This window comes from Photobacterium sp. GJ3 (assembly GCF_018199995.1).
Classification (GTDB): domain Bacteria; phylum Pseudomonadota; class Gammaproteobacteria; order Enterobacterales; family Vibrionaceae; genus Photobacterium.
Genome location: NZ_CP073579.1, coordinates 304513 through 323518 on the forward strand (window position 1 = coordinate 304513; position 19006 = coordinate 323518).

The following is a 19006-nucleotide window of genomic DNA, read 5'->3' on the forward strand; positions in this document are numbered from 1 at the left end:
TGAAAAACAGCCCCGTTTTTTACCGGGGCTGTTTTCAGTTTTACTTTTTCAGTTTCTTGGGGGCGGTGTTTTTATCCCGAATCGCGCGCTGTAACCGCATGCGGCGTTCCGCTGCGGATTGGTCCGGGTTATTGGTCCGGCTCTTCCGGTCCCGATACGCAGCTTTGGTATTCAGTTTTTCAATCAACGCATCCCGTTTTGCGGGTTCATAACCTTCCAGCAGTACCCGGCGAATCCGTTGTTTAATGATCTTCTCAACCTGCAACAGTGTCAGTTCTTCTTCACTGCTGACAAAAGAAACCGCATGGCCTTGCTGGCCTGCGCGTCCTGTCCGGCCAATCCGGTGAACATAGTCTTCTGCCAGAAACGGCATGTCGTAATTCACCACGTGCGGCAGCCCCTGAATATCCAGTCCACGTGCGGCGACTTCTGTTGCGACCATCACGCGGGCTTTGCCGGAGGTGAACTCTTCCAACGCGCGACGGCGTGCACTTTGTGCTTTATCGCCATGACACAGTACAGCTTTGATGCCGTCCAGTTTCAGTTCTTTCACCAGCTCGTTGGCGGTTTCTTTGTAATTGACGAAGACCAGCACCTGTTGCCAGTTCTTTTTGCCAATCAGTTCCGACAACAATTCACGCTTACGGTTTTCGTCGACCGGATAAACCACATGGGCAACGGTTTCAGCTGTCGAGTTTTCTGGCGTCACAGAAATGCGTTTTGGCTTGTTCAGAATTTCTCCGGCCAGCTTATTCATCAGGCTGGAAAACGTCGCCGAAAACAGCATGGTTTGCGGATGACCTTCAATCCCGTTCATGATGACGCGGATATCGCCGATAAAGCCCATATCCAGCATCCGGTCGGCTTCATCGAAGACCAGAAATTCAAGATTGCTTAAAGACAGGTTGCCCAGCTCAATATGCTCAAGCAATCGGCCAGGTGTCGCAACCAGGATATCTACACCGGATTCCAACTGCTTTTCCTGACTGGACATTTTCTTGCCGCCAAAAACAGCCGTCACTTTCAAATCCAGATACTGGCTGTAATCGGAAACATTCCGGGCAATCTGCTCGGCCAGTTCACGGGTTGGTGCCAGAATCAGCGCACGGGTGCTGAATCCTTTACGCGGTTTGGGTTCATCCACCATGCGCTGGATAATTGGCAGAGAAAAAGCGGCTGTTTTTCCCGTCCCTGTCTGGGCGTTCGCCAGAATATCTTCGCCGCGGCGGGCAGCAGGCATCGCTTTCTGCTGAATCGGGGTCATTTTTTCATAACCACACTCATCCAGAGCGCGAACAATTTCCGGTGCAAAATTTTGTGAAGCAAAAGACATCTCAGATTCCTAAAGACGGTATACCGAACGAAACGCACTGCTCAGACAGAGGATTCCGTTTGGTATGACAGACCAAACCCGGGATTATAGAGCATTTATTGTGATCTGTGGCACTAGATTTGTTTATTGGCTGAAAAATTAAACGTGGCATCTGAGAAATGGCCGGGATTTCCCCGGCCACTTTAGTTGATTGCCTGCAAAAGCAGCGGGGGATTATCGGTGATAATAATATCAACACCCCATTGATAAAATTGCGGGACCAGTTTGGGCTGATTCATGGTCCAGATATGCAGGTCCAGGCCTGCCTGTTTGATTTGGCTGGCCAGTGACGCGGTCAGCAAACGATGGTCCAAATGCAGGCTGAACAGCGCCATGGATTGAGCCAGTCTGAATAGATCTTTAGGCAGTTTGTCGCAAATCAGACCACGACGAATCTGTGGCATGTACTGCCGGCAATAGTCGACGGCTGCTTCTGAAAAGCTGGATAAGATGAGCGCATCGGGAGAAATCCCATTGTGAGCAATGGTCTCAGCGACTTCGCGTACTAAGCGCTCCGCTTCTGCTTCGTCGTGAACTTTAATTTCGAGATTGAGGTTCAGGCCGTACAACTGGCACGCATTCAGGGCTTCGTCGAGCGTCAGTATGCGTTCGTTCACAAACTGTGCATCAAACCAGCTCCCGGCATCCAGCGCTTTTAACTGAGCCAGGTTTAACTCGCGGACTTTCCCGCGACCATTGGTACACCGGTTCACCTTTTCATCGTGAAACATGACCGGGATGAAATCGGCGCAAAGCTGGGTGTCCATTTCAACCCATTTCAGGTGATGTCGTGCTGCTTCCTGTAAGCCAGCCAGGGTATTTTCAGGTGCCAGCGCAGCGGCACCACGATGTCCGGAAATCATATCAGTATTTACCGTTACTCATTGAAGAGACAAATGATTCTTGTTGCCGAGTATGAGCCAGGAATATAACAATTCAATGACGGCCTTACGACGATTTTTCACCCATCACCGCTCGTTTGTTGCTGCACCCATATAACTGCCGAGTTTCACAAAATAGGGACGATGGCACTGACTACACTGATACTTATGACAATGCTTGCGAAAAATTTTATCGATGAAGGACCGGCGAATTCGTTGCGGTACACTTTTACTCTGGCAGTGCGGACACATAAGAACTCCCAAACGCTAGAAATGAAAATGCATTCTATGCCACCAGTTGATAACTTCCGTGATGCGTGTCGCAAAATATTGTTGCATATAAAGCAGAGTGATATTTGAATTGATGCATTTGACTACTTCTTATGCAACACCAAGCGCTTGTCTGCTTTAACCGGAAGAACCATGAAAGCTTTGCCGGATGTGTGTTACCATCAGCCCACTTTTTCTGTGAAGGTCTCCGCAAGTCCAGATGGCAGACACGCGGGTCATTTCGGGCCGACACAATAATGATGAATCGATGAGGAAAATCAGTATGAAGCTGACTGTGCTTGATCAGGCATTGTTTGACCACTTGTATCGTGACATTCGAGAGTTTCGTACTACGTTTGATCTGGACATAGAAAATCCGTCGTCGCTGAACGATCAAATGGATCAGCTCCATACCTCGCTGGCTGTGGAAGAGATGACAGAATTAGCAGAAGCTGACTCTCTGGTAGAGCAGGCAGATGCGATTGTTGACTCAGTTTATGTGTTGATGGGCCGATTGGTTCATCTGGGCGACAGCAAAGTTGAGGATAATCTGGGCATCAGCTACCTGATTGATCTGCTGCTGCAGATTGCCCAGCGACTGAATATTGATTTTGTACCCTGCTGGGACGAAGTGCATGCCAGCAATATGAGTAAAGTGTGCAGAAACGAACAGGAATTTGCAGAAACCCAGGCTTTTTATGCCAAGCAGGGTGTAGAAATCACGGGTAGTCAGAAAGGAGATTACATCATCGCCAAGTGCGGCCAGGATGTAACACTGGAAGATAAAGTGATTCGTAAGGGCAAGGTGTTGAAATCCGTCTATTATCGCCCGGCTGATCTGGTTAAACTTGTCACGAATTCCTAACCGGATGACACCCGTTTTTGATCCCTGCCTCATGGGCAGGGATCACCTCCGAAACTTCTGCAAGACAGGCTTCGCACTGTCTGTATCACGCTTTACACTGTCTTCTATTTATCTGACGAAATTGATTTATGTTCCGAAGAATTGCAGCTGATTCACAGCATGCAGACTCGCTGCCCAGACAACTTTTTTCCATGACCTGGCCCATGATGTTTGGCGTACTTTCACTGATGAGCTTTCAGCTGATTGATAGTGCGTTTATTGGTCAGCTTGGTGTGCTGCCACTCGCGGCGCAAGGTTTTACGCTGCCGATGCAGATGATCATCATTGGGATTCAGGTTGGTTTAGGGATCGCAACAACCGCCGTGATCTCCCAGGTGCTTGGCAGTGGTGATGAAAACCGTGCCCGTCAGTTAGGCGGGCTCGTCGTTCTGACCGGGGCGCTGATTGTCGCCCTGATCGGACTGGTGATCTGGTGGTTACGGGAACCGATTCTGACGCTGCTCAGTGCGCCGGATGATGTCCGTCCGCTGATCGATGCTTACTGGCCATCATGGCTGGTCAGTGCCTGGGTGGGTGCCATGGTTTATTTTGCTTACAGCCTCTGTCGCGCCCACGGAAACACATTCCTGCCGGGGATCATGATGGTCGTGACCAGCGTATTAAATATGATCTTGGATCCGCTGTTCATTTTTACTCTGGATATGGGACTGGTTGGCGCCGCGGTCGCGACCATTGTTGCCTTTGTCATTGGGATGCTGATTATGTTCCCGGCGGTTGTGAAACGCCGCTGGATGTCACTGAACTGGCAAGGTTTGCATGTGGTCGCTTCGGTAAAAGAATTGCTCAATATCATGGCTCCCGCAATGATGAGTCAACTCATGCCGCCATTGGCGTCCATGCTCGCCACTAAGCTGGTTGCGGGGTTTGGTGCTGCTGCAGTTGCTGCCTGGGCATTGGGCTCCCGGCTGGAGTTTTTCTCGATTGTTGTGGTTCTGGCACTGACCATGTCGTTGCCACCCATGGTGGGTCGTGCTTTCGGCAAAAGAGATATGGAGACCATCTCATCGCTGATTCGGATTGCCGTCAAATTTGTTATGGTCTGGCAATTTGCCATTGCAGCAGTACTGCTGGCTTTATCCTTATGGCTCCCTGCGTTGCTGAGCAGTGATCCTTCTGTCCGGAATATCCTGATGCTTCACCTGCGTTGGGTGCCGGTGAGTTTAGGGCCGCTTGGAATTTGTATGATCATGGTTTCCGTCAGTAACGCACTGGGAATGCCAATGCGTGCGCTGGTGATTTCCTGTCTGCGTCTCTTCGCCTGTTTTCTGCCGCTGATCTGGCTGGGCGCCTATTGGGGCGGGATTCAGGGCCTGTTTATTGGCGCGATGTTTGGTAATCTTGCCGCCGGTTTTGTGGCTTGGATGTGCTTTCAGCAGGGGATGCAGAAAGTCGTTGCCAGGTACGCACCGCAAGTCATGGCAGAGTCCAACGGATAATCTGTCCAGCGTTCCAACGAATGAACAGAAAAATGAAGACTGGAGTATCAATGAGCAGTATCTATCCGGCCAGCAAAGCACAATTTGAAGGGATCTGTTATCTGGATATCGGGCAGGGGCCAGCATTGGTTCTTGGTCACCCCCTGATGTGGGACAGTGCAATGTGGCGTCATCAACTGGCCGAACTCAGCCAGCATTTTCGCTGTATCGTCCCGGATTTCTGGGGACACGGTGATTCTGATCCCGCTCCGGGGGCAACTGCGACGCTTGCAGATTATGCGGCGTCGGTACTGGCTTTGCTTGATCATCTTAAAATACAGCAGTTTGGCTTGGTCGGTCATGGCCTGGGAAGTAGTTGGGCGATTGAATGTTGCGTTCAGGCGCCGGGCCGGGTGAAGGCACTGGTGCTCATGAACAGCTTTGCGGGTCTGGAACCTGAAGTTGTCAATCTGAAGTACCAGGCGATGTTACGTGATGCGGATGAATCTCAGGCGTTTCGCCCGGCGTCAGTGGAGTCATTTACGGCCCTTCAGTTTGGTCAGCACACGCTTGCAAATTCACCTGAGCTGATTGAAGATTTTCGACAGCGTCTTGGCGCGATTCAGGGCAAGCAAGCACAAGCGCTGGCACAGGCCGGAAGAATGTGGTTTGGTCGCCGGGACAGCTTTGAAGATGCAGAAAAACTGGCTTTGCCCTGTTTGCTGATTGCGGGTGCCGAGGACAAGATCCGCTCTGTGCTCGAATCTTATCTGATGCTGGATGGGATGACGGGTAGCCAGTTACACCTGATCGAAGGTGCAGGGCATCTGTGCCCGCTGGAAAAACCAGGACTGGTTACAGAACATCTGATGAACTTTTGTCTGCGTGTCATGGACTGACGGCAATCATTACAAGGAAACAATATGCTAGGGACAGTCATCCGGCTCTTTCCGCTCTGGGCCATTTTGTTATCACTCTTCGCGTACCAGCAACCCGCGCTTTTCATTGACATGAAATCAGCAATCGTGCCTTTGTTGACGGTGGTTATGCTGACGATGGGGTTAACCCTGAAACCTCAGGACTTCTTGGATGTGGTGAAAAACCGGCGTGCGGTCAGCATTGGTATTCTGCTTCAATTCACCGTGATGCCGATGGTCGCGATTGTGATCAGCCTTGCGCTGGGTTTTAATCCGGAACAAACCGTGGGGATGGTGCTGGTGGGCAGCGTCGCCGGGGGAACGGCATCCAATGTCATCTGCTATCTGGCGAAAGGTGATGTGGCTTTATCCATTTCGATGACAGCCATTTCGACGTTACTCGGGGTCTTTCTGACCCCAGTGCTGACCGGAGCTCTGGCGGGCCTGAGTGTTGAAGTCCCTATGACGGCAATGCTGATGAGCCTGATCAAAATTGTCCTGTTGCCCGTGGTTGGCGGGGTATTGATTAATTCATTCCTATCGGGCCTGACACAAAGACTGCTTCCGGTGTTGCCATTGATTTCCGTGAGTGCGATTGTTGTGATTATTGCGATAGTGGTGGCTTTGAACGCTGCAAGTCTGGCTGTGATTGGCCCGGCCATCGCGCTGGCAGTGATTCTGCACAATGGGCTGGGATTGGCTGCGGGCTATTATGCCTGTCGCTTGCTGGGCATGCCTGAGATTGTGTGCCGTACCATTGCCATTGAAGTTGGGTTACAGAACTCAGGATTAGCAACGGCGCTGGCCATGAAGTTTTTTACTCCGGTGGCAGCGATTCCGGGGACGCTCTTTTCGATCTGGCATAACATTTCCGGGTCACTGCTGGCTGCATACTGGTCGAAGACGCCTCAGATGAAGCGCCCTTCAAAGCCGTCTGCAGATTTTTCAAAAGGGTGAGGTCTCAATTCATCGCGAATGACTCATTTTGAACGGATTTCTCTGATTGGAAACGGCCAGCCTCTTGCTGGCCGTTTTTATAAGACATATTGAATTTATTTTAGTGACGCTGTCACTTTTCTGGTGAGGAAAATAATTTTGCTACCCACGCATCAGGCTCTCATGGTTCAGGGAACCACTTCAGACGCAGGAAAAAGTGTGCTGGTCGCCGGTTTGTGCCGTGTTCTGGCCAGGAAAGGAATATCGGTCGCGCCATTCAAGCCGCAAAACATGGCGCTGAACAGTGCAGTGACCCAAGACGGGGGAGAAATTGGCCGGGCACAGGCTGTCCAAGCGTTTGCCTGCGGTATTGAGCCGACGGTGGATATGAATCCGGTGCTGCTCAAGCCCAATACGGATACCGGAGCGCAGGTGATTGTGCAGGGGAAAGCGGTGCAGGATATGGATGCAATTGGTTATCAGGGCTATCAACGCTTTGTTCTGCCACCCATTCTTGAATCTTTCAGTCGCTTACAGCAGCAGTTCGGCACGGTGCTGATTGAGGGAGCGGGCAGTCCGGCTGAAATCAATCTGCGTGAAAATGATGTCGCCAATATGGGCTTCGCAGAACCTGCTGACGTACCCGTCATCATCGTGGCTGATATCGATCGGGGCGGCGTCTTTGCACATCTGTATGGCACACTGGCCTTGTTGTCGGAATCGGAGCAGGCCCGCGTACAGGGCTTTGTGATCAACCGGTTCCGGGGCGATTTATCCCTGCTGCAATCGGGTCTGGACTGGCTGGAAGCAAAAACCGGGAAGCCTGTGCTGGGGGTGTTGCCTTATCTCCATGGTTTGATGCTGGAAGCAGAAGATGCCATCACCGATGCACAGGTCGACAAAGCGGACAATCCGCTTCAGGTGGTGGTCCCGGTACTCACCCGTATCAGTAACCATACCGACTTTGATGTGCTGAGAATGCACCCGCAAGTGAATGTCCACTTCATTGGAAAAGGACAGCCGTTACCACCGGCCGATCTCATTGTGTTGCCCGGCTCTAAAAGTGTGCGCAGCGATCTGGCTTATCTGCGCGAACAGGGATGGGACAAACAGATTGAACGGCATTTGCGGCTGGGCGGAAAAGTTGTCGGCATTTGTGGCGGATACCAGATGCTCGGAGACATGATTTCAGACCCGACTGGTCTGGAAGGTGAAGCCGGAGAAAGTCAGGGGTTGGGTTATCTGCCGGTTCAGACAGTTCTGGCGCCGGAGAAGCAACTCAAACGCTCTCATGGGCTTTTGATTTTACCCGGCGAGGCCGCAGTGCCGGTCCGTGGTTATGAGATTCATGCGGGGGTGACGTCTGGTGTCGATGGGGCGACAGCGCCTGTAACACTTGAAACGCCGGAAGGGCCGGTTGCTGATGGTGCCATCGGATTGTCGGGTCAGGTCTTTGGTACTTATTTGCACGGTGTCTTCGATGAACCGGCTGCATGCGATGCCATTTTGCGCTGGGCTGGACTGACGGCCTGCCAGACGCCGGATATGGAAAAACTCAAAGCAGCGCACCTTGAACGGCTGGCGGATGCGATAGAGACCCATCTGGATCTGGCTGCCCTCTGGCCGGAATGGGCCTCTTATTTTCAGCGTTTATGAATAAATGGATTGTGTGTTTAACTGCATATTTGAAAGCGAATAGTGTTTTGTGAGTCAAATCAGTGCTTATTTGATTTAATCTGTCGTTATTCTGTGTTTCGCATCCAAATTTGCTGATGCCCTGTGCTGAAAGTGAGTCACGCCGCTTGTAATTCAATTTCAATTAGCGTTTGCACATGCTGGTTGAAGGCGATAAGTTAATTGGCTGTTGGAGTAGATGATCGGCCTGATACTGACCATACCAGGCCATGACATGTTAATTGGAAGCAAGCAGTATGCATAAAACAGACGACGTAAGAATTAAAGAAATTAAAGAATTGTTACCGCCAGTGGCCGTGCTGGAAAAATACCCGGCAACCGAAAATGCGTCGGAAACCGTTTTTCAGGCCCGTGATGCCATCCATCATATTCTGAACGATGAAGATGATCGCCTGCTGGTGGTTGTGGGTCCCTGTTCAATTCATGATCCAAACGCTGCACTGGAATATGGTGCGAAGCTGAAAACCCTTCGGGATGAACTTAAAGGTCAGCTCGAAATTGTGATGCGGGTTTATTTCGAAAAGCCACGCACCACGGTCGGCTGGAAAGGGCTGATCAATGACCCCTACATGGATGACAGCTTCCAGCTCAATGATGGTTTGCGTTTGGGGCGTAAACTCTTGCTTGACCTGACCGATATGGGTATGCCAACTGCAGGTGAATTTCTCGATATGATCACCCCTCAGTACATGGGGGATTTGATCAGCTGGGGTGCGATTGGCGCGCGAACCACTGAATCTCAGGTGCACCGTGAACTGGCCTCCGGTTTATCCTGCCCGGTTGGTTTTAAGAACGGGACAGACGGCAACATTAAAATTGCGACGGATGCCATTGGTTCATCCAGTGCGCCGCACCATTTTCTGTCTGTGACCAAGTTCGGGCATTCTGCAATTGTTTCGACAGCGGGCAACGAAGACTGTCATATTATTCTGCGCGGCGGTAAAGAGCCCAATTACAGTGCTGACCATGTCAACGCTGTGGTTGAGCAATTGGCCAAGGCCGGTCAGCGTCAGAAAGTGATGATTGATTTCAGCCATGCCAACAGCCTGAAGCAATTCAAACGTCAGATGAATGTCGCCGAAGATGTTGGCGAGCAAATTGCACAGGGCAATCAGGCGATTTTTGGTGTGATGATTGAAAGCCATTTGGTTGAAGGACGTCAGGACATCGTGGATGGCAAGGTTGCCACCTATGGTCAGAGTATTACGGATGCCTGTATCGGCTGGGACGATACCGAAACCGTGCTTCGCCAATTAGCCGAAAAGGTTGAACAACGTCGTCAGCGCTCCTGATGCATGTCGTCTGAGGCATGAAAAAGCGAGGAGACTGACCATCTCCTCGCTTTTTCTTTTCTGGCAATTACCCTCTGGAAGGCGGATATTGGGCAAACATTTCGCCCACCTGCTCCTGAATAAAACTTTCTCTGGCGGCAGGCGTCATATTTTCAGTCAGTTGACGACGGGAAACTGAACGCCAGACAACTTTATTCGTTTTGTTATCAATCAGCTCAACGATGAGTTTGCCGTAAGTATATTCCCGGAACCGGACCGGCGTAGAATAAGCGATACTGCTGTATCTGTAGCCCACACCAAACCCAACGGAAGTGCCATAGGAATCGAAATCGGTCATCTCGCGAATGTAGGGATTCACGGTCAGATCGGCTTGCTGGTCTGATGGTTGAAGTCCTTTAAAGCGAAGCTCCCGCTTGATGGTTTCTTCCAGGCGGTCTTTGTCCAGGCTGACGATGGATGATTCGGCTTTCTCCGCAAACTGATAAGTCTGGTACTGACTGAAATCCACGCCAGCATTGTAGTCTGTTGCAACTTTGGCACTGCATCCGCTTAACAGAAGCAGGGCGCAGGGAATCATGATCTTCAACAACCGCATACCATTCATCCTCAATCTCTGAATGTAACTGTCTGTATTGAGTATAGCGTTTTCGGCTCTTGTATCATCTAGACTCAAACTGAACTGCCTGTATCCGGGTGAATCAGCGAGCTGTGACAGGAGTGAGTGATGAGAAGGAATCTGGCCAGTCTGATAGGATTCATCTTCATTGCATCGGGTTCGTTTCTGATTGCCGATGAGCAGCCGCCAGCCAGCGACTTTTCTGATCCCATCAGCCTGGTGGTGGATCTTATCCATCGCACCCAGGCTGATATTTCAGCAGAAACCAGGCGATCAGATGTATCGAATGGACCATTGTTCCATCCAGTGGCAGGGTATGCGGAATTTGAGCAAATCTGGTGTTTGTCGGCAAAATATTCTGTGCAGGCGCTTTCAGCTCGGGTTCAAGGATTTTGCGAGGCTCAGCAAGGGGAGATGCGCGGCGAATGGTGCAGTCATCGCACGGACCACCAGCCGCTATTCAGTGTGACATTTGATTGGGTTGGCAGCCAGTGTGCGCATCAGGGGACGCTGGCTGGCGTTCATGTATTCCAGCCCATCAAACCTGCCAATCCGGAAGGCTGGCTGCAATTTGCCGTCATGATGGGGTTTCTTCCGTATCAGCCCTGACGCTGGCGTTGTCTGCCGGTGAATCACATCTGTGGTGTCGGGCAGGTTTTCATGTCAAGGATGCTGCTTTTTATACGGTGATCGGTAAACTGGCCTGACCAGATACTTTGCAAGGATGTTCTATGACCCACTGGCAACGTTTGAAAGTGACGGAAAATGACGGAATCGTCACGGTTTCCCTCAACCGCCCTGAAAAACTGAACGCACTCGATGTGCTGATGTTTCAGGAACTGGATAAAGTCAGCCGCTCTTTACGACAGCGAAAAGATATCCGCGCCGTGATCCTGACCGGTGAAGGCGGCAATTTCAGCAGCGGGTTGGATGTGCAGAGCGTGGCAACCTCTCCGGCGAAGGTGTTGGGAATTTTGAAAAAGTGGTTGCCGGGGAATGCCAACCTAGCCCAGCGTGTTTCCAGAAACTGGCGCAAAATCCCTGTCCCAGTGATAGCAGTCATTGAAGGTCGCTGTTTGGGCGGTGGCATGCAGATTGTTCTGGGCGCTGATTTTCGGCTGGCAACACCGGATGCTGAACTGTCGATTATGGAAGTGCGTTGGGGCCTGGTACCGGATATGGCGGGTTTACTGTCATTGCGGGAACTGGTAGCGAAGGATGTTGCGATGAAGCTGACCATGACCGGAGAAATCATCGCCGGAACTCAGGCGAAACACATGGGTTTAGTCACTGAAATCCATGAGGCTCCCTTGGCTGTGGCAGAGGCATTTGCACGTCAGATCACTCAGGCATCGCCAGATGCCATTGCTGCCATCAAATCGACCACCAATCAATGCTGGACCCGGAGTGAGCGTTATCTGCTCGCCAGAGAAACCCTGAGCCAGATCCGTTTAATCCTGGGGAAAAACTTTCAGATTGCTGGCCACCGGCAACGGAACAAAAGTGATAAGGCGTACCAAAATCGTCAATCTTTCTGGTGATTTCATTTGTTTTCCTGAATTGTTGTCCCATGCATCTGACATCGACTTAGGTATATACTCTCTATACTGAATACTTGGAGGAAAGCCTGTTGGATCAAAGTGATAAAGATGCATTCCCGTTTATCGGGACTGTGGTTGTTCTGTGCTTCGTGATTCACGTTGTGAATATGCTGCTGGGCGGTATGCTGATGGATTACGGTTTGTTACCCCGGCATGTGACACATTCAATCGGGTTGGTGGCTTATCCGTTTATCCATGGTTCCTGGGGGCATTTGTTCAGTAACATGCTGTCATTTGCTGTGCTGGGCTATCTGGTGTCCCGCTCCGGGATGTCCCGGCTCATGGCTGTTTTCCTGATCAGCTGGGCCATCAGTGGGGCAGGGGTCTGGCTTTTTGGCCGGATGCATTATCATATTGGTCTGAGTGGGATTATTTACGGGCTTTGGGCTTATCTGCTTGTGTATGCCTTGTTGCGACGCAGTATCAAATCCATCGTCATTGCAGTGCTCGTGATGATTTTCTATGGCTCTATGCTGGCTGGAATTATTCCGGCACACAGCTGGATCAGTTATGAGAGTCACTTATTCGGGGTACTGGGCGGCGCGTTTGCCGGATATATCTTTGCCCGGCGAGATAAATCCCGGTCGTTGGCCAATGTTGAACAATAAGGGGAACAGACATGCTGATTACATTTCACAGTAAAGCCAGTGCGAACATCACGATGTTTGGTGAGGTTGCACAACAACTGATTCATATGATGGGATTTTGCGAAAATATCCCCGGTATCATCGACGTGGACGATGTCCCACAAGCGCTGGACAATCTGCAGAAAGCACTTGCTGTTACCCAGCAACAGGAAGCGAGTCAGGAAGCATCTTCTGAAGACACTTCAGATCCCTGGGAAGACGAAGAACCAAGGATCAGCATGCTGACCCGTGCCCGACCTTTGCTTGAAATGCTGGAATCTGCCATCGCAGAAGAGTGCACTGTGATGTGGGAATCTGACAGTTAAGGCTGCTGTGTTCGCATCATTCGACTAAATGAAGCGGTGCGAACGGATCATCGTCCGGATCATTGCGCCAGAGATACTCTGTATCAATGGCCACTTTCCGGGCGGTTTCTTCACCCATCAGAAAACAGATTAATCCCAGTGTCATATCCAGCCCGGCAGCTGTGCCGGACGCTGTAAAACGATGATCATCCTCAACCCAGCGGGCCACGGGTTGCCACTGAACTTTGTCGTTCAGTTCACTCACCCAATGATAATGCTGCTTATTGGTTGTGGCCGATTTCCCATTCAGTATCTCAGTCTGCGCCAGCAGTGCCGCTCCGGTACACACTGAACAGCAGATTCTGGCTTTACGCGTTTGATGGCAGAGCCAGGTCGTCAGGGCTGAATTTTCTAATGCTGCCTGAACCCCTTCACCGCCCGGAACCAGCAGAACATCGCAAAAAACATCATCTTCAAAGCTGGCATCCGCAATCAGTTTTACCCCTTGCTGGCTGGTGACCGGCGTTCCCTGTGCCGAAATCAGGCTGAGACTGACTTCATCGTCCAGCGCTGCGAGCAGTGTGGCCGGGCCACTGATATCCAGCAGGTTAAAATCAGGGTACAGCAGCATCAGGACATGGAGTCCGCTGCGTTTATCCGGGGCTAAAGCTTCTGTCATTTCTGCTCACTATTTTGGGCTGACTTTAGGTAAAGCATAGTTCCTTCGGGCCAGAGGAATAAATCAGCTCAGCCTGAAGTCGAGCCAGACTCAACCGTTAACCCGCGATCAACCGTAACAGTTGTGAGGGCTGTTCGAAGAGGTAAGCCGGTTGTTCATGGTCCAGCTCGTCCTGGGAGCCGTAACCCCAGAGTACGCCCGCAGCCTGCAGGCCGTTTTTGTGTGCCGCAGTTAAATCGACAGCCCGGTCGCCGATCATGATGGCGTGCTGGCTGATGGTGAATTGATTTTTCAGTGTTTCGAGTTGCTGCCACTTTTCAATGCCAATATCGCCGCCACTGACAAATTCAAACATGGCTTCCAAACCGAATAACGCCAGAATCTGCCGGGCAAAATCTGCACGCTTAGAGGTGCAGATGCCCATTCGGACTTGTCGCGAATGCAGCTCTGTCAGCGTGTCTTTGATACCCGCGTAGAGGGTGTTTTCTGCGTAGCCCACCTCGGCATACCGTTCCCGGTATTTTTCGACGAGACTGGCAATGAAAGCCGGATCCTGATTGTGAGTCAGTGCAATGAACGTCTGATCCAGAGGAGGGCCGATATGCGCAGCAATCTCGGTTTCTGCCAGTTCAGGCAGGTGATGCTGGGATAAGGCAAAATTAAAAGAACGAACGATGCCTTCTCTGGGATCGCTGATCGTGCCGTCCAGATCGAAAATGAGTAAATCATGCTTCATGATGAGGCCCCGGTTGACTTTGCTGAGATGAAATTCTGAACTGTCCTGAGTCAGAATCAAATGCATGTCATTGTATATGAATAAACAGTGCTGGTCATCGATTCCCGGATTGCGGTACAGTGACGGCTTCTTTGATCCATAAGGAAATTCTCATGCCGATTTTAGAATCTGTTGAGGTCAACCCGAAAGTAAAACCAACAGCAACCGTGATCTGGCTGCATGGCCTGGGCTCGAACGGACATGATTTTGAAGCCATATTGCCTGAGTTAAATTTACCTGCAAATGCACCGGTTCGCTTTATATTTCCTCATGCGCCGTCCATGCCGGTGACCGTCAATGGCGGCATGGTGATGCCTGCCTGGTATGACATTCTGGAAATGGGAATTGGCAGAAAACTCGACAAAGAGCAACTACTTGAATCGTCAGAGAAAATTTCAGGTTTGATTGACAGAGAGCGTGCCCGGGGGATTGCCAGTGATCGCATTGTACTGGCGGGTTTCTCGCAGGGTGGTGCCGTGGCTTATCAGACGGCGTTGACTTACCCGCACCCCTTAGCGGGGCTGCTCGCGCTATCGACCTATTTTCCTACGGCAAAGGGGATCAAAACCGCTGCTGCAAACCGACAGATTCCCATTGAAGTGATGCATGGCAGTTATGACCCTGTGGTTCTGCCATCACTGGGCAAAGCTGCGGTCGAGGATTTAGAAGATCTGGGATATGCGCCGCAGTGGCGCGTTTATCCGATGGAACATCAGGTTTGCATGCAGCAGGTGAAAGAGATTGCTGCCTGGCTGAAACACATTCTGAAGCTTGGCTGATTGCTTCTCAGGCCCGGCAAACTACTTTGCCGGGTTATTTTCCCGCGACTTTTTCAGCGAGCAATCCCTGAAGCTTGTAAATATTGGTCTTGCCGCTGAATGTCATACCTAACGGGTCATGCTGACCAGAAATCCAGATTTTCAATTCGGCATCCAGATCAAAATTCCCGGTCGATTCAACCAGAAACATGGTGATTGACTTATAGGGGACCGACCGATATTCCACTTTTCGCCCGGTGACACCTTGTTTGTCGATCAAAATCAGACGGCAGTTGGTCAGCACCAGCATATCCCGGATAAGTTTATATGCCAGTTCTATTTGTTCGTTTGGCCCAAGGATCGTCTGAAGCTCTTCAGTTGCCCCCGGAATATCCATTTCCCCTGCATTACCAAGTAACTTATCAAGAATACCCATCTTGATTCCCTTTTTGATCAGTTGTTTAATTTGTTCAGGTTAATACTGTGACACTGTTAAAACAATATGCTGATTTGAGTGTATGGCTAAAAAATCAGTTTGACTGCATATTATGTGTCTGTATATTCATACAGTAATTTTGTGGCGTACATAAATTTGCTTGAGGTGCTCCCTTGGTTGATTTTTCGGTATCTCTGTGGACGATTCTGGGGCTCAGCGGGATTGCAATGCTGGCGTCGGTCGTTGCGGCTGTGCTGGGTTTTGGTGGGGGGATGTTGCTGATTGCATCCATGCCAGTCTTTCTGCCAGCTGCGGCAGTGATTCCTGTGCATGGTGTGACGCAAATGGTCAGCAATGTCAGCCGGGCTTTTTTCTCCAGACGGGATATCGCCTGGCATCTAATGCCTGCCTTTGTTACTGGGGCTGTATTCGGCAGCTTGCTGGTGGGCCTGACGGTTGTTCAAGTTGCGATGGCCTATTTGCCCTTGTTTATCGGTGCATATATTTTACTGAACGTCTGGCATCAGGGCTTTATCCAATGGGTGAGCCGGTTTGAGTCTATGCTAATGGCAGGGTTTGTGCTGTCTGGACTGGGCTTACTGGTCGGGGCGCCAGGCCCGGTGTTTCACCCGATGGTGATGAAAAAAGTCGATGGGAAGCATCAGCTGGTCGCGACAACAGCCTTGATGATGACGATTGTCCATGCTTTCAAATTGTTGGTGTTCGGTGTGATTGGGTTTGCTTACCTTGATCAATGGCCGTTGCTGCTGGCTTTAATCGTATCTGCAATTGCGGGCTCTTGGTTGGGCACGCATATCCGTTATCGGACGCATGATCAACTCTGGACAACGGTCATGAAACTTCTGCTCAGTAGCCTGGCTGTGTCCATGATTCTGAATGCACTCATGAAATAGATTGCATTGCAAAACGATCAAGCAAAATGGGGATAGACCCTGTTCATAATGGAGATGAATGATGCAAAAGGAACAACTCGCTTCATGTTGGCTGGCTTATGTCGAAGTGAAAGGGCCGTATGGCGATAATTATCAACCTGCGCTTGAGACGCTGTTTCTCTGGGCCGACAAACACGGTCTTTCAGGCGGGCAATGTATTTTCGTGTATATGGACGATGTTGAAACTACACCGCCTCAGGATTGCAGAACACGGGTAGGGCTGAGTGTGCCTGAAGATACTCAGGCCGAAGGAAGCATCGAAACGATGTTCTTGCCCGGTGGTGACTACGCGACCTTACGAAAAATGATAACGGACAGCAGTCAGTATCCGCTGTATTGGCAACAACTGCAGCAGGAAATCTCCGAAACAGGAGATTATCAGTTTGATTTTGAGCGTCCGTGTTTCGAGTTGTATCACAGCATTGATGAAGAAAATGATATTTGCGACACCAGTATTTGTATTGCTGTGAAGTAAAAAAACATTCCTCAGGCTCGTTAAAACGGGCCTGAGGATGATGATATCGTAGCAAGCGAACAACTTAATCTGGTTCTGCCAGATCCATATATTCAATCATTTCAGCAAGCTGCCTGCTACGTTCTGCGGTCAGGATTCCCATCCAGGCTTCTTTGCTGATGCCCTGATTTAAGGATGCCAGTAAGCTTGCTGTTTGTTCGCGGTACTTTTTCCAGGCACGCTGAACACTTTCAACATCTTTGGCCGTGACTTCCAGATTAAAGTCTTCAATGGGTTCTAATTTGAGCCGTTGTGTCAGGTTGCTGTAGGTTTGTTGCAACATATAGTCGGCTTCATCGAACATTGGTATTTCATCTGGCTGATGTCCGGCAATGGTATCAATGATCTGTGAGAGATACCGGTCGTTTTGAATGGAGACCGACTCGATCCGAAACGCAGCATGGCTGGAGCCGCTGTGCAGTTCTTCGTAGGTTGCTCTGTGTTCAAAAAAGTCATTGGCCATCTGAACAGCGTCTTTGACCGCTGCTTTTTGTTCCGAAGACAAATGCTGTATTGCAGTTGTTTGGCGTTGAATTCGGGCTGTTTGCTGTTCTCCGGCAAATCGATTGGTACAAAATGCGGCACCCACACCACTGGTGATGTACTGACATAAATCAAATTTGAACGCGAGCTGATGCTGCCAGTGATCATAGATATCCATCACCGCATACTTTACTTCTGCAGGCGCGAATCCACCCTGACAGGCAATTTGCAATGTGAGTTGCGTTCTTTTTTGTTGCGGATATGCCGTGTTTTTTGAAACCTGTTCAGCGACTTCCCAGATTTGATACAGCGAATTATCTGCCAGAGCCTCTTGATAGGCTGTTTGATCAGACAGAGTCAGTTGCGTCGTCATTACGGGGCCAGCCTGCGAGCATCGTTGTGCTGTATTTGGGTCAGCGTAATGTTTTGCCGCGACGGGTTCAGCAGCAATCGCAGGAAAAGTGAACAGGTAAGTGAGAACAGACAGAGTCGAAATCTGTGTTGTGGCAAATGGGCCGATGATGTTGAGTCCTGACATAATGGAGAACTTGGTGGAACACAATGAATGCCGTTAAGATCGCAGGTTGTTCGCGAAAGAACAAGGGGAGAACGTAAATTTTCAGGGGAAGAATGATGCAGATCAGTTACATTCAGATCTGAATGAGTGTGGGCGTCATTCCACCGGGCCAGTTCTGAGTGAAAGCCGAATCATTTCAGGCACTGGCCCGGTTTTACAGATTAGTTTGTCTTTTTCAGCAGTTGCTCAATGCTATGCGTGAGCTGGCTGTCATCGGGTTTCGTGGTGCTGGCAAAAACGGTGACTACTTTGCCTTCCCGGTCGACCAGATATTTATAAAAGTTCCATTTGGGCGTCACGCCGGAATCTTCTGCTAATTGATGGAAGACTGGGTTGGCATCACTGCCGCGTACGGCACTGCGATTCACCATCGGGAAGGTCACGCCATAATCCAGATAGCAGATCTTTGCCGTATTCTCTTCGCTGCCGCGGTCCTGGAAAAAATCGTTCGACGGGAATCCAATGACCGCAAATCCCTGATCTTTGTAGGTTTGATAAAGTGTCTCCAGACCTTTGTATTGTGGTGTAAAGCCACATTGGCTGGCGGTGTTCACAAACAATAAGACTTTTCCTTTGAATTGCTCACAAAGGTTCATCTTGTCGGTGGAATTCAGTTTGCCAAATTCATGATCAAGCAAAGCAGGACATGTTTCTGTTTTAGCCTGAGCTGGAATCCATGCGGCAAGTGCAGCCGTAATTAAAGTGATCTGAAGGAATGGCTTGATGAATGAATGCATCATGTCGAGCTTCCTGTAAAAAGTAGAGAAGAATCAGACAATTTACCTGTCTTCGGTTCGTTTCGCGAGTAATTCATCAGCTTGATTGTAGGTGCCTGATGTATTGATCGCCAAACCGCTGCCGCTTTCACTGCATCAATCCCCTCTGGCTTTATGAAATGAGTATGAAATCACTCAAATTTTGAATTTATCTTTTGTTTTTGCCTGATTTTTTGTTTTAAGCAGCACTTATGTTCTAATTAT

21 protein-coding genes are annotated in these 19006 nt (G+C 50.1%); 13 read left to right on the top strand and 8 right to left on the bottom strand.

Annotated features, from left to right (window positions below):
- Positions 1-40 precede the first annotated feature (40 nt).
- Positions 41-1333 carry a DEAD/DEAH box helicase gene (locus KDD30_RS18155; RefSeq protein ID WP_211651410.1) on the bottom strand — a complete coding sequence of 431 codons (1293 nt, stop codon included), beginning with the start codon at positions 1331-1333 and terminating at the stop codon, positions 41-43.
- Between the two features lie 182 nt (positions 1334-1515).
- Positions 1516-2235 (bottom strand): glycerophosphodiester phosphodiesterase family protein, encoded by a 720-nt coding sequence (locus KDD30_RS18160; protein WP_211651411.1) that lies wholly within the window; start codon positions 2233-2235, stop codon positions 1516-1518.
- A 571-nt stretch (positions 2236-2806) separates the two neighbouring features.
- Here KDD30_RS18160 and KDD30_RS18165 point away from each other — a divergent pair.
- The 6 genes from KDD30_RS18165 to aroG all read left to right on the top strand — a co-directional run bounded on the left by KDD30_RS18165 (position 2807) and on the right by aroG (position 9703).
- Complete coding sequence (locus tag KDD30_RS18165) at positions 2807-3388, top strand: nucleoside triphosphate pyrophosphohydrolase family protein (protein WP_211651412.1); 582 nt, start codon at positions 2807-2809, stop codon at positions 3386-3388.
- A gap of 203 nt (positions 3389-3591) precedes the next feature.
- Entirely contained in the window at positions 3592-4884 is a 1293-nt protein-coding gene (locus KDD30_RS18170; RefSeq protein WP_249199407.1) for an MATE family efflux transporter, read from the top strand.
- 50 nt (positions 4885-4934) lie between these two features.
- Complete coding sequence (locus KDD30_RS18175; protein WP_211651413.1) at positions 4935-5762, top strand: alpha/beta fold hydrolase; 828 nt, start codon at positions 4935-4937, stop codon at positions 5760-5762.
- A gap of 24 nt (positions 5763-5786) precedes the next feature.
- Positions 5787-6737: a bile acid:sodium symporter family protein gene (locus KDD30_RS18180; RefSeq protein ID WP_211651414.1), complete on the top strand. Its 951-nt coding sequence runs from the start codon at positions 5787-5789 to the stop codon at positions 6735-6737.
- A 162-nt stretch (positions 6738-6899) separates the two neighbouring features.
- Positions 6900-8372: a cobyric acid synthase gene (locus tag KDD30_RS18185; RefSeq protein WP_211651870.1), complete on the top strand. Its 1473-nt coding sequence runs from the start codon at positions 6900-6902 to the stop codon at positions 8370-8372.
- Between the two features lie 275 nt (positions 8373-8647).
- Complete coding sequence (gene aroG / locus KDD30_RS18190; RefSeq protein ID WP_211651415.1) at positions 8648-9703, top strand: 3-deoxy-7-phosphoheptulonate synthase AroG; 1056 nt, start codon at positions 8648-8650, stop codon at positions 9701-9703.
- Positions 9704-9770: 67 nt separating this feature from the next.
- Here the strand turns inward: aroG and KDD30_RS18195 are convergent, their stop codons facing one another.
- The gene (locus KDD30_RS18195) at positions 9771-10298 is read right to left on the bottom strand and encodes a DUF4136 domain-containing protein (RefSeq protein ID WP_211651416.1); all 528 of its coding nucleotides are present in this window, start codon (positions 10296-10298) and stop codon (positions 9771-9773) included.
- A gap of 129 nt (positions 10299-10427) precedes the next feature.
- Here KDD30_RS18195 and KDD30_RS18200 point away from each other — a divergent pair, with 129 nt between their 5' ends.
- The 4 genes from KDD30_RS18200 to KDD30_RS18215 all read left to right on the top strand — a co-directional run bounded on the left by KDD30_RS18200 (position 10428) and on the right by KDD30_RS18215 (position 12872).
- On the top strand, positions 10428-10928 hold the full coding sequence (locus tag KDD30_RS18200) for a hypothetical protein (protein ID WP_211651417.1): 501 nt from the start codon (positions 10428-10430) through the stop codon (positions 10926-10928).
- A gap of 122 nt (positions 10929-11050) precedes the next feature.
- Positions 11051-11860, top strand: a complete 810-nt coding sequence (locus tag KDD30_RS18205) for a crotonase/enoyl-CoA hydratase family protein (protein ID WP_211651418.1) — start codon at positions 11051-11053, stop codon at positions 11858-11860.
- 89 nt (positions 11861-11949) lie between these two features.
- Positions 11950-12528: a rhomboid family intramembrane serine protease gene (locus KDD30_RS18210; protein ID WP_249199408.1), complete on the top strand. Its 579-nt coding sequence runs from the start codon at positions 11950-11952 to the stop codon at positions 12526-12528.
- Between the two features lie 11 nt (positions 12529-12539).
- Positions 12540-12872, top strand: a complete 333-nt coding sequence (locus KDD30_RS18215) for a DUF1840 domain-containing protein (RefSeq protein ID WP_211651419.1) — start codon at positions 12540-12542, stop codon at positions 12870-12872.
- Positions 12873-12888: 16 nt separating this feature from the next.
- Here the strand turns inward: KDD30_RS18215 and KDD30_RS18220 are convergent, their stop codons facing one another.
- Together KDD30_RS18220 and KDD30_RS18225 are read right to left on the bottom strand one after the other, a co-directional pair.
- Positions 12889-13530 (bottom strand): DJ-1/PfpI family protein, encoded by a 642-nt coding sequence (locus tag KDD30_RS18220; protein ID WP_211651420.1) that lies wholly within the window; start codon positions 13528-13530, stop codon positions 12889-12891.
- Positions 13531-13627: 97 nt separating this feature from the next.
- The gene (locus KDD30_RS18225; RefSeq protein WP_249199409.1) at positions 13628-14266 is read right to left on the bottom strand and encodes an HAD hydrolase-like protein; all 639 of its coding nucleotides are present in this window, start codon (positions 14264-14266) and stop codon (positions 13628-13630) included.
- Between the two features lie 152 nt (positions 14267-14418).
- Here KDD30_RS18225 and KDD30_RS18230 point away from each other — a divergent pair, with 152 nt between their 5' ends.
- Positions 14419-15084 (top strand): alpha/beta hydrolase, encoded by a 666-nt coding sequence (locus KDD30_RS18230; protein ID WP_211651422.1) that lies wholly within the window; start codon positions 14419-14421, stop codon positions 15082-15084.
- Positions 15085-15118: 34 nt separating this feature from the next.
- Here the strand turns inward: KDD30_RS18230 and KDD30_RS18235 are convergent, their stop codons facing one another.
- Positions 15119-15499: a PH domain-containing protein gene (locus KDD30_RS18235; RefSeq protein ID WP_211651423.1), complete on the bottom strand. Its 381-nt coding sequence runs from the start codon at positions 15497-15499 to the stop codon at positions 15119-15121.
- Between the two features lie 173 nt (positions 15500-15672).
- On the opposite strand from KDD30_RS18235, the gene KDD30_RS18240 reads away from it, so the two are divergent.
- Both KDD30_RS18240 and KDD30_RS18245 read left to right on the top strand, forming a co-directional pair.
- The gene (locus KDD30_RS18240; protein WP_211651424.1) at positions 15673-16413 is read left to right on the top strand and encodes a sulfite exporter TauE/SafE family protein; all 741 of its coding nucleotides are present in this window, start codon (positions 15673-15675) and stop codon (positions 16411-16413) included.
- A gap of 58 nt (positions 16414-16471) precedes the next feature.
- Entirely contained in the window at positions 16472-16927 is a 456-nt protein-coding gene (locus tag KDD30_RS18245; RefSeq protein WP_211651425.1) for a GyrI-like domain-containing protein, read from the top strand.
- 64 nt (positions 16928-16991) lie between these two features.
- Here the strand turns inward: KDD30_RS18245 and KDD30_RS18250 are convergent, their stop codons facing one another.
- Both KDD30_RS18250 and KDD30_RS18255 read right to left on the bottom strand, forming a co-directional pair.
- The gene (locus KDD30_RS18250) at positions 16992-17987 is read right to left on the bottom strand and encodes a hypothetical protein (protein WP_211651426.1); all 996 of its coding nucleotides are present in this window, start codon (positions 17985-17987) and stop codon (positions 16992-16994) included.
- Positions 17988-18187: 200 nt separating this feature from the next.
- Positions 18188-18763, bottom strand: a complete 576-nt coding sequence (locus tag KDD30_RS18255; RefSeq protein WP_211651872.1) for a glutathione peroxidase — start codon at positions 18761-18763, stop codon at positions 18188-18190.
- Positions 18764-19006: the final 243 nt, after the last annotated feature.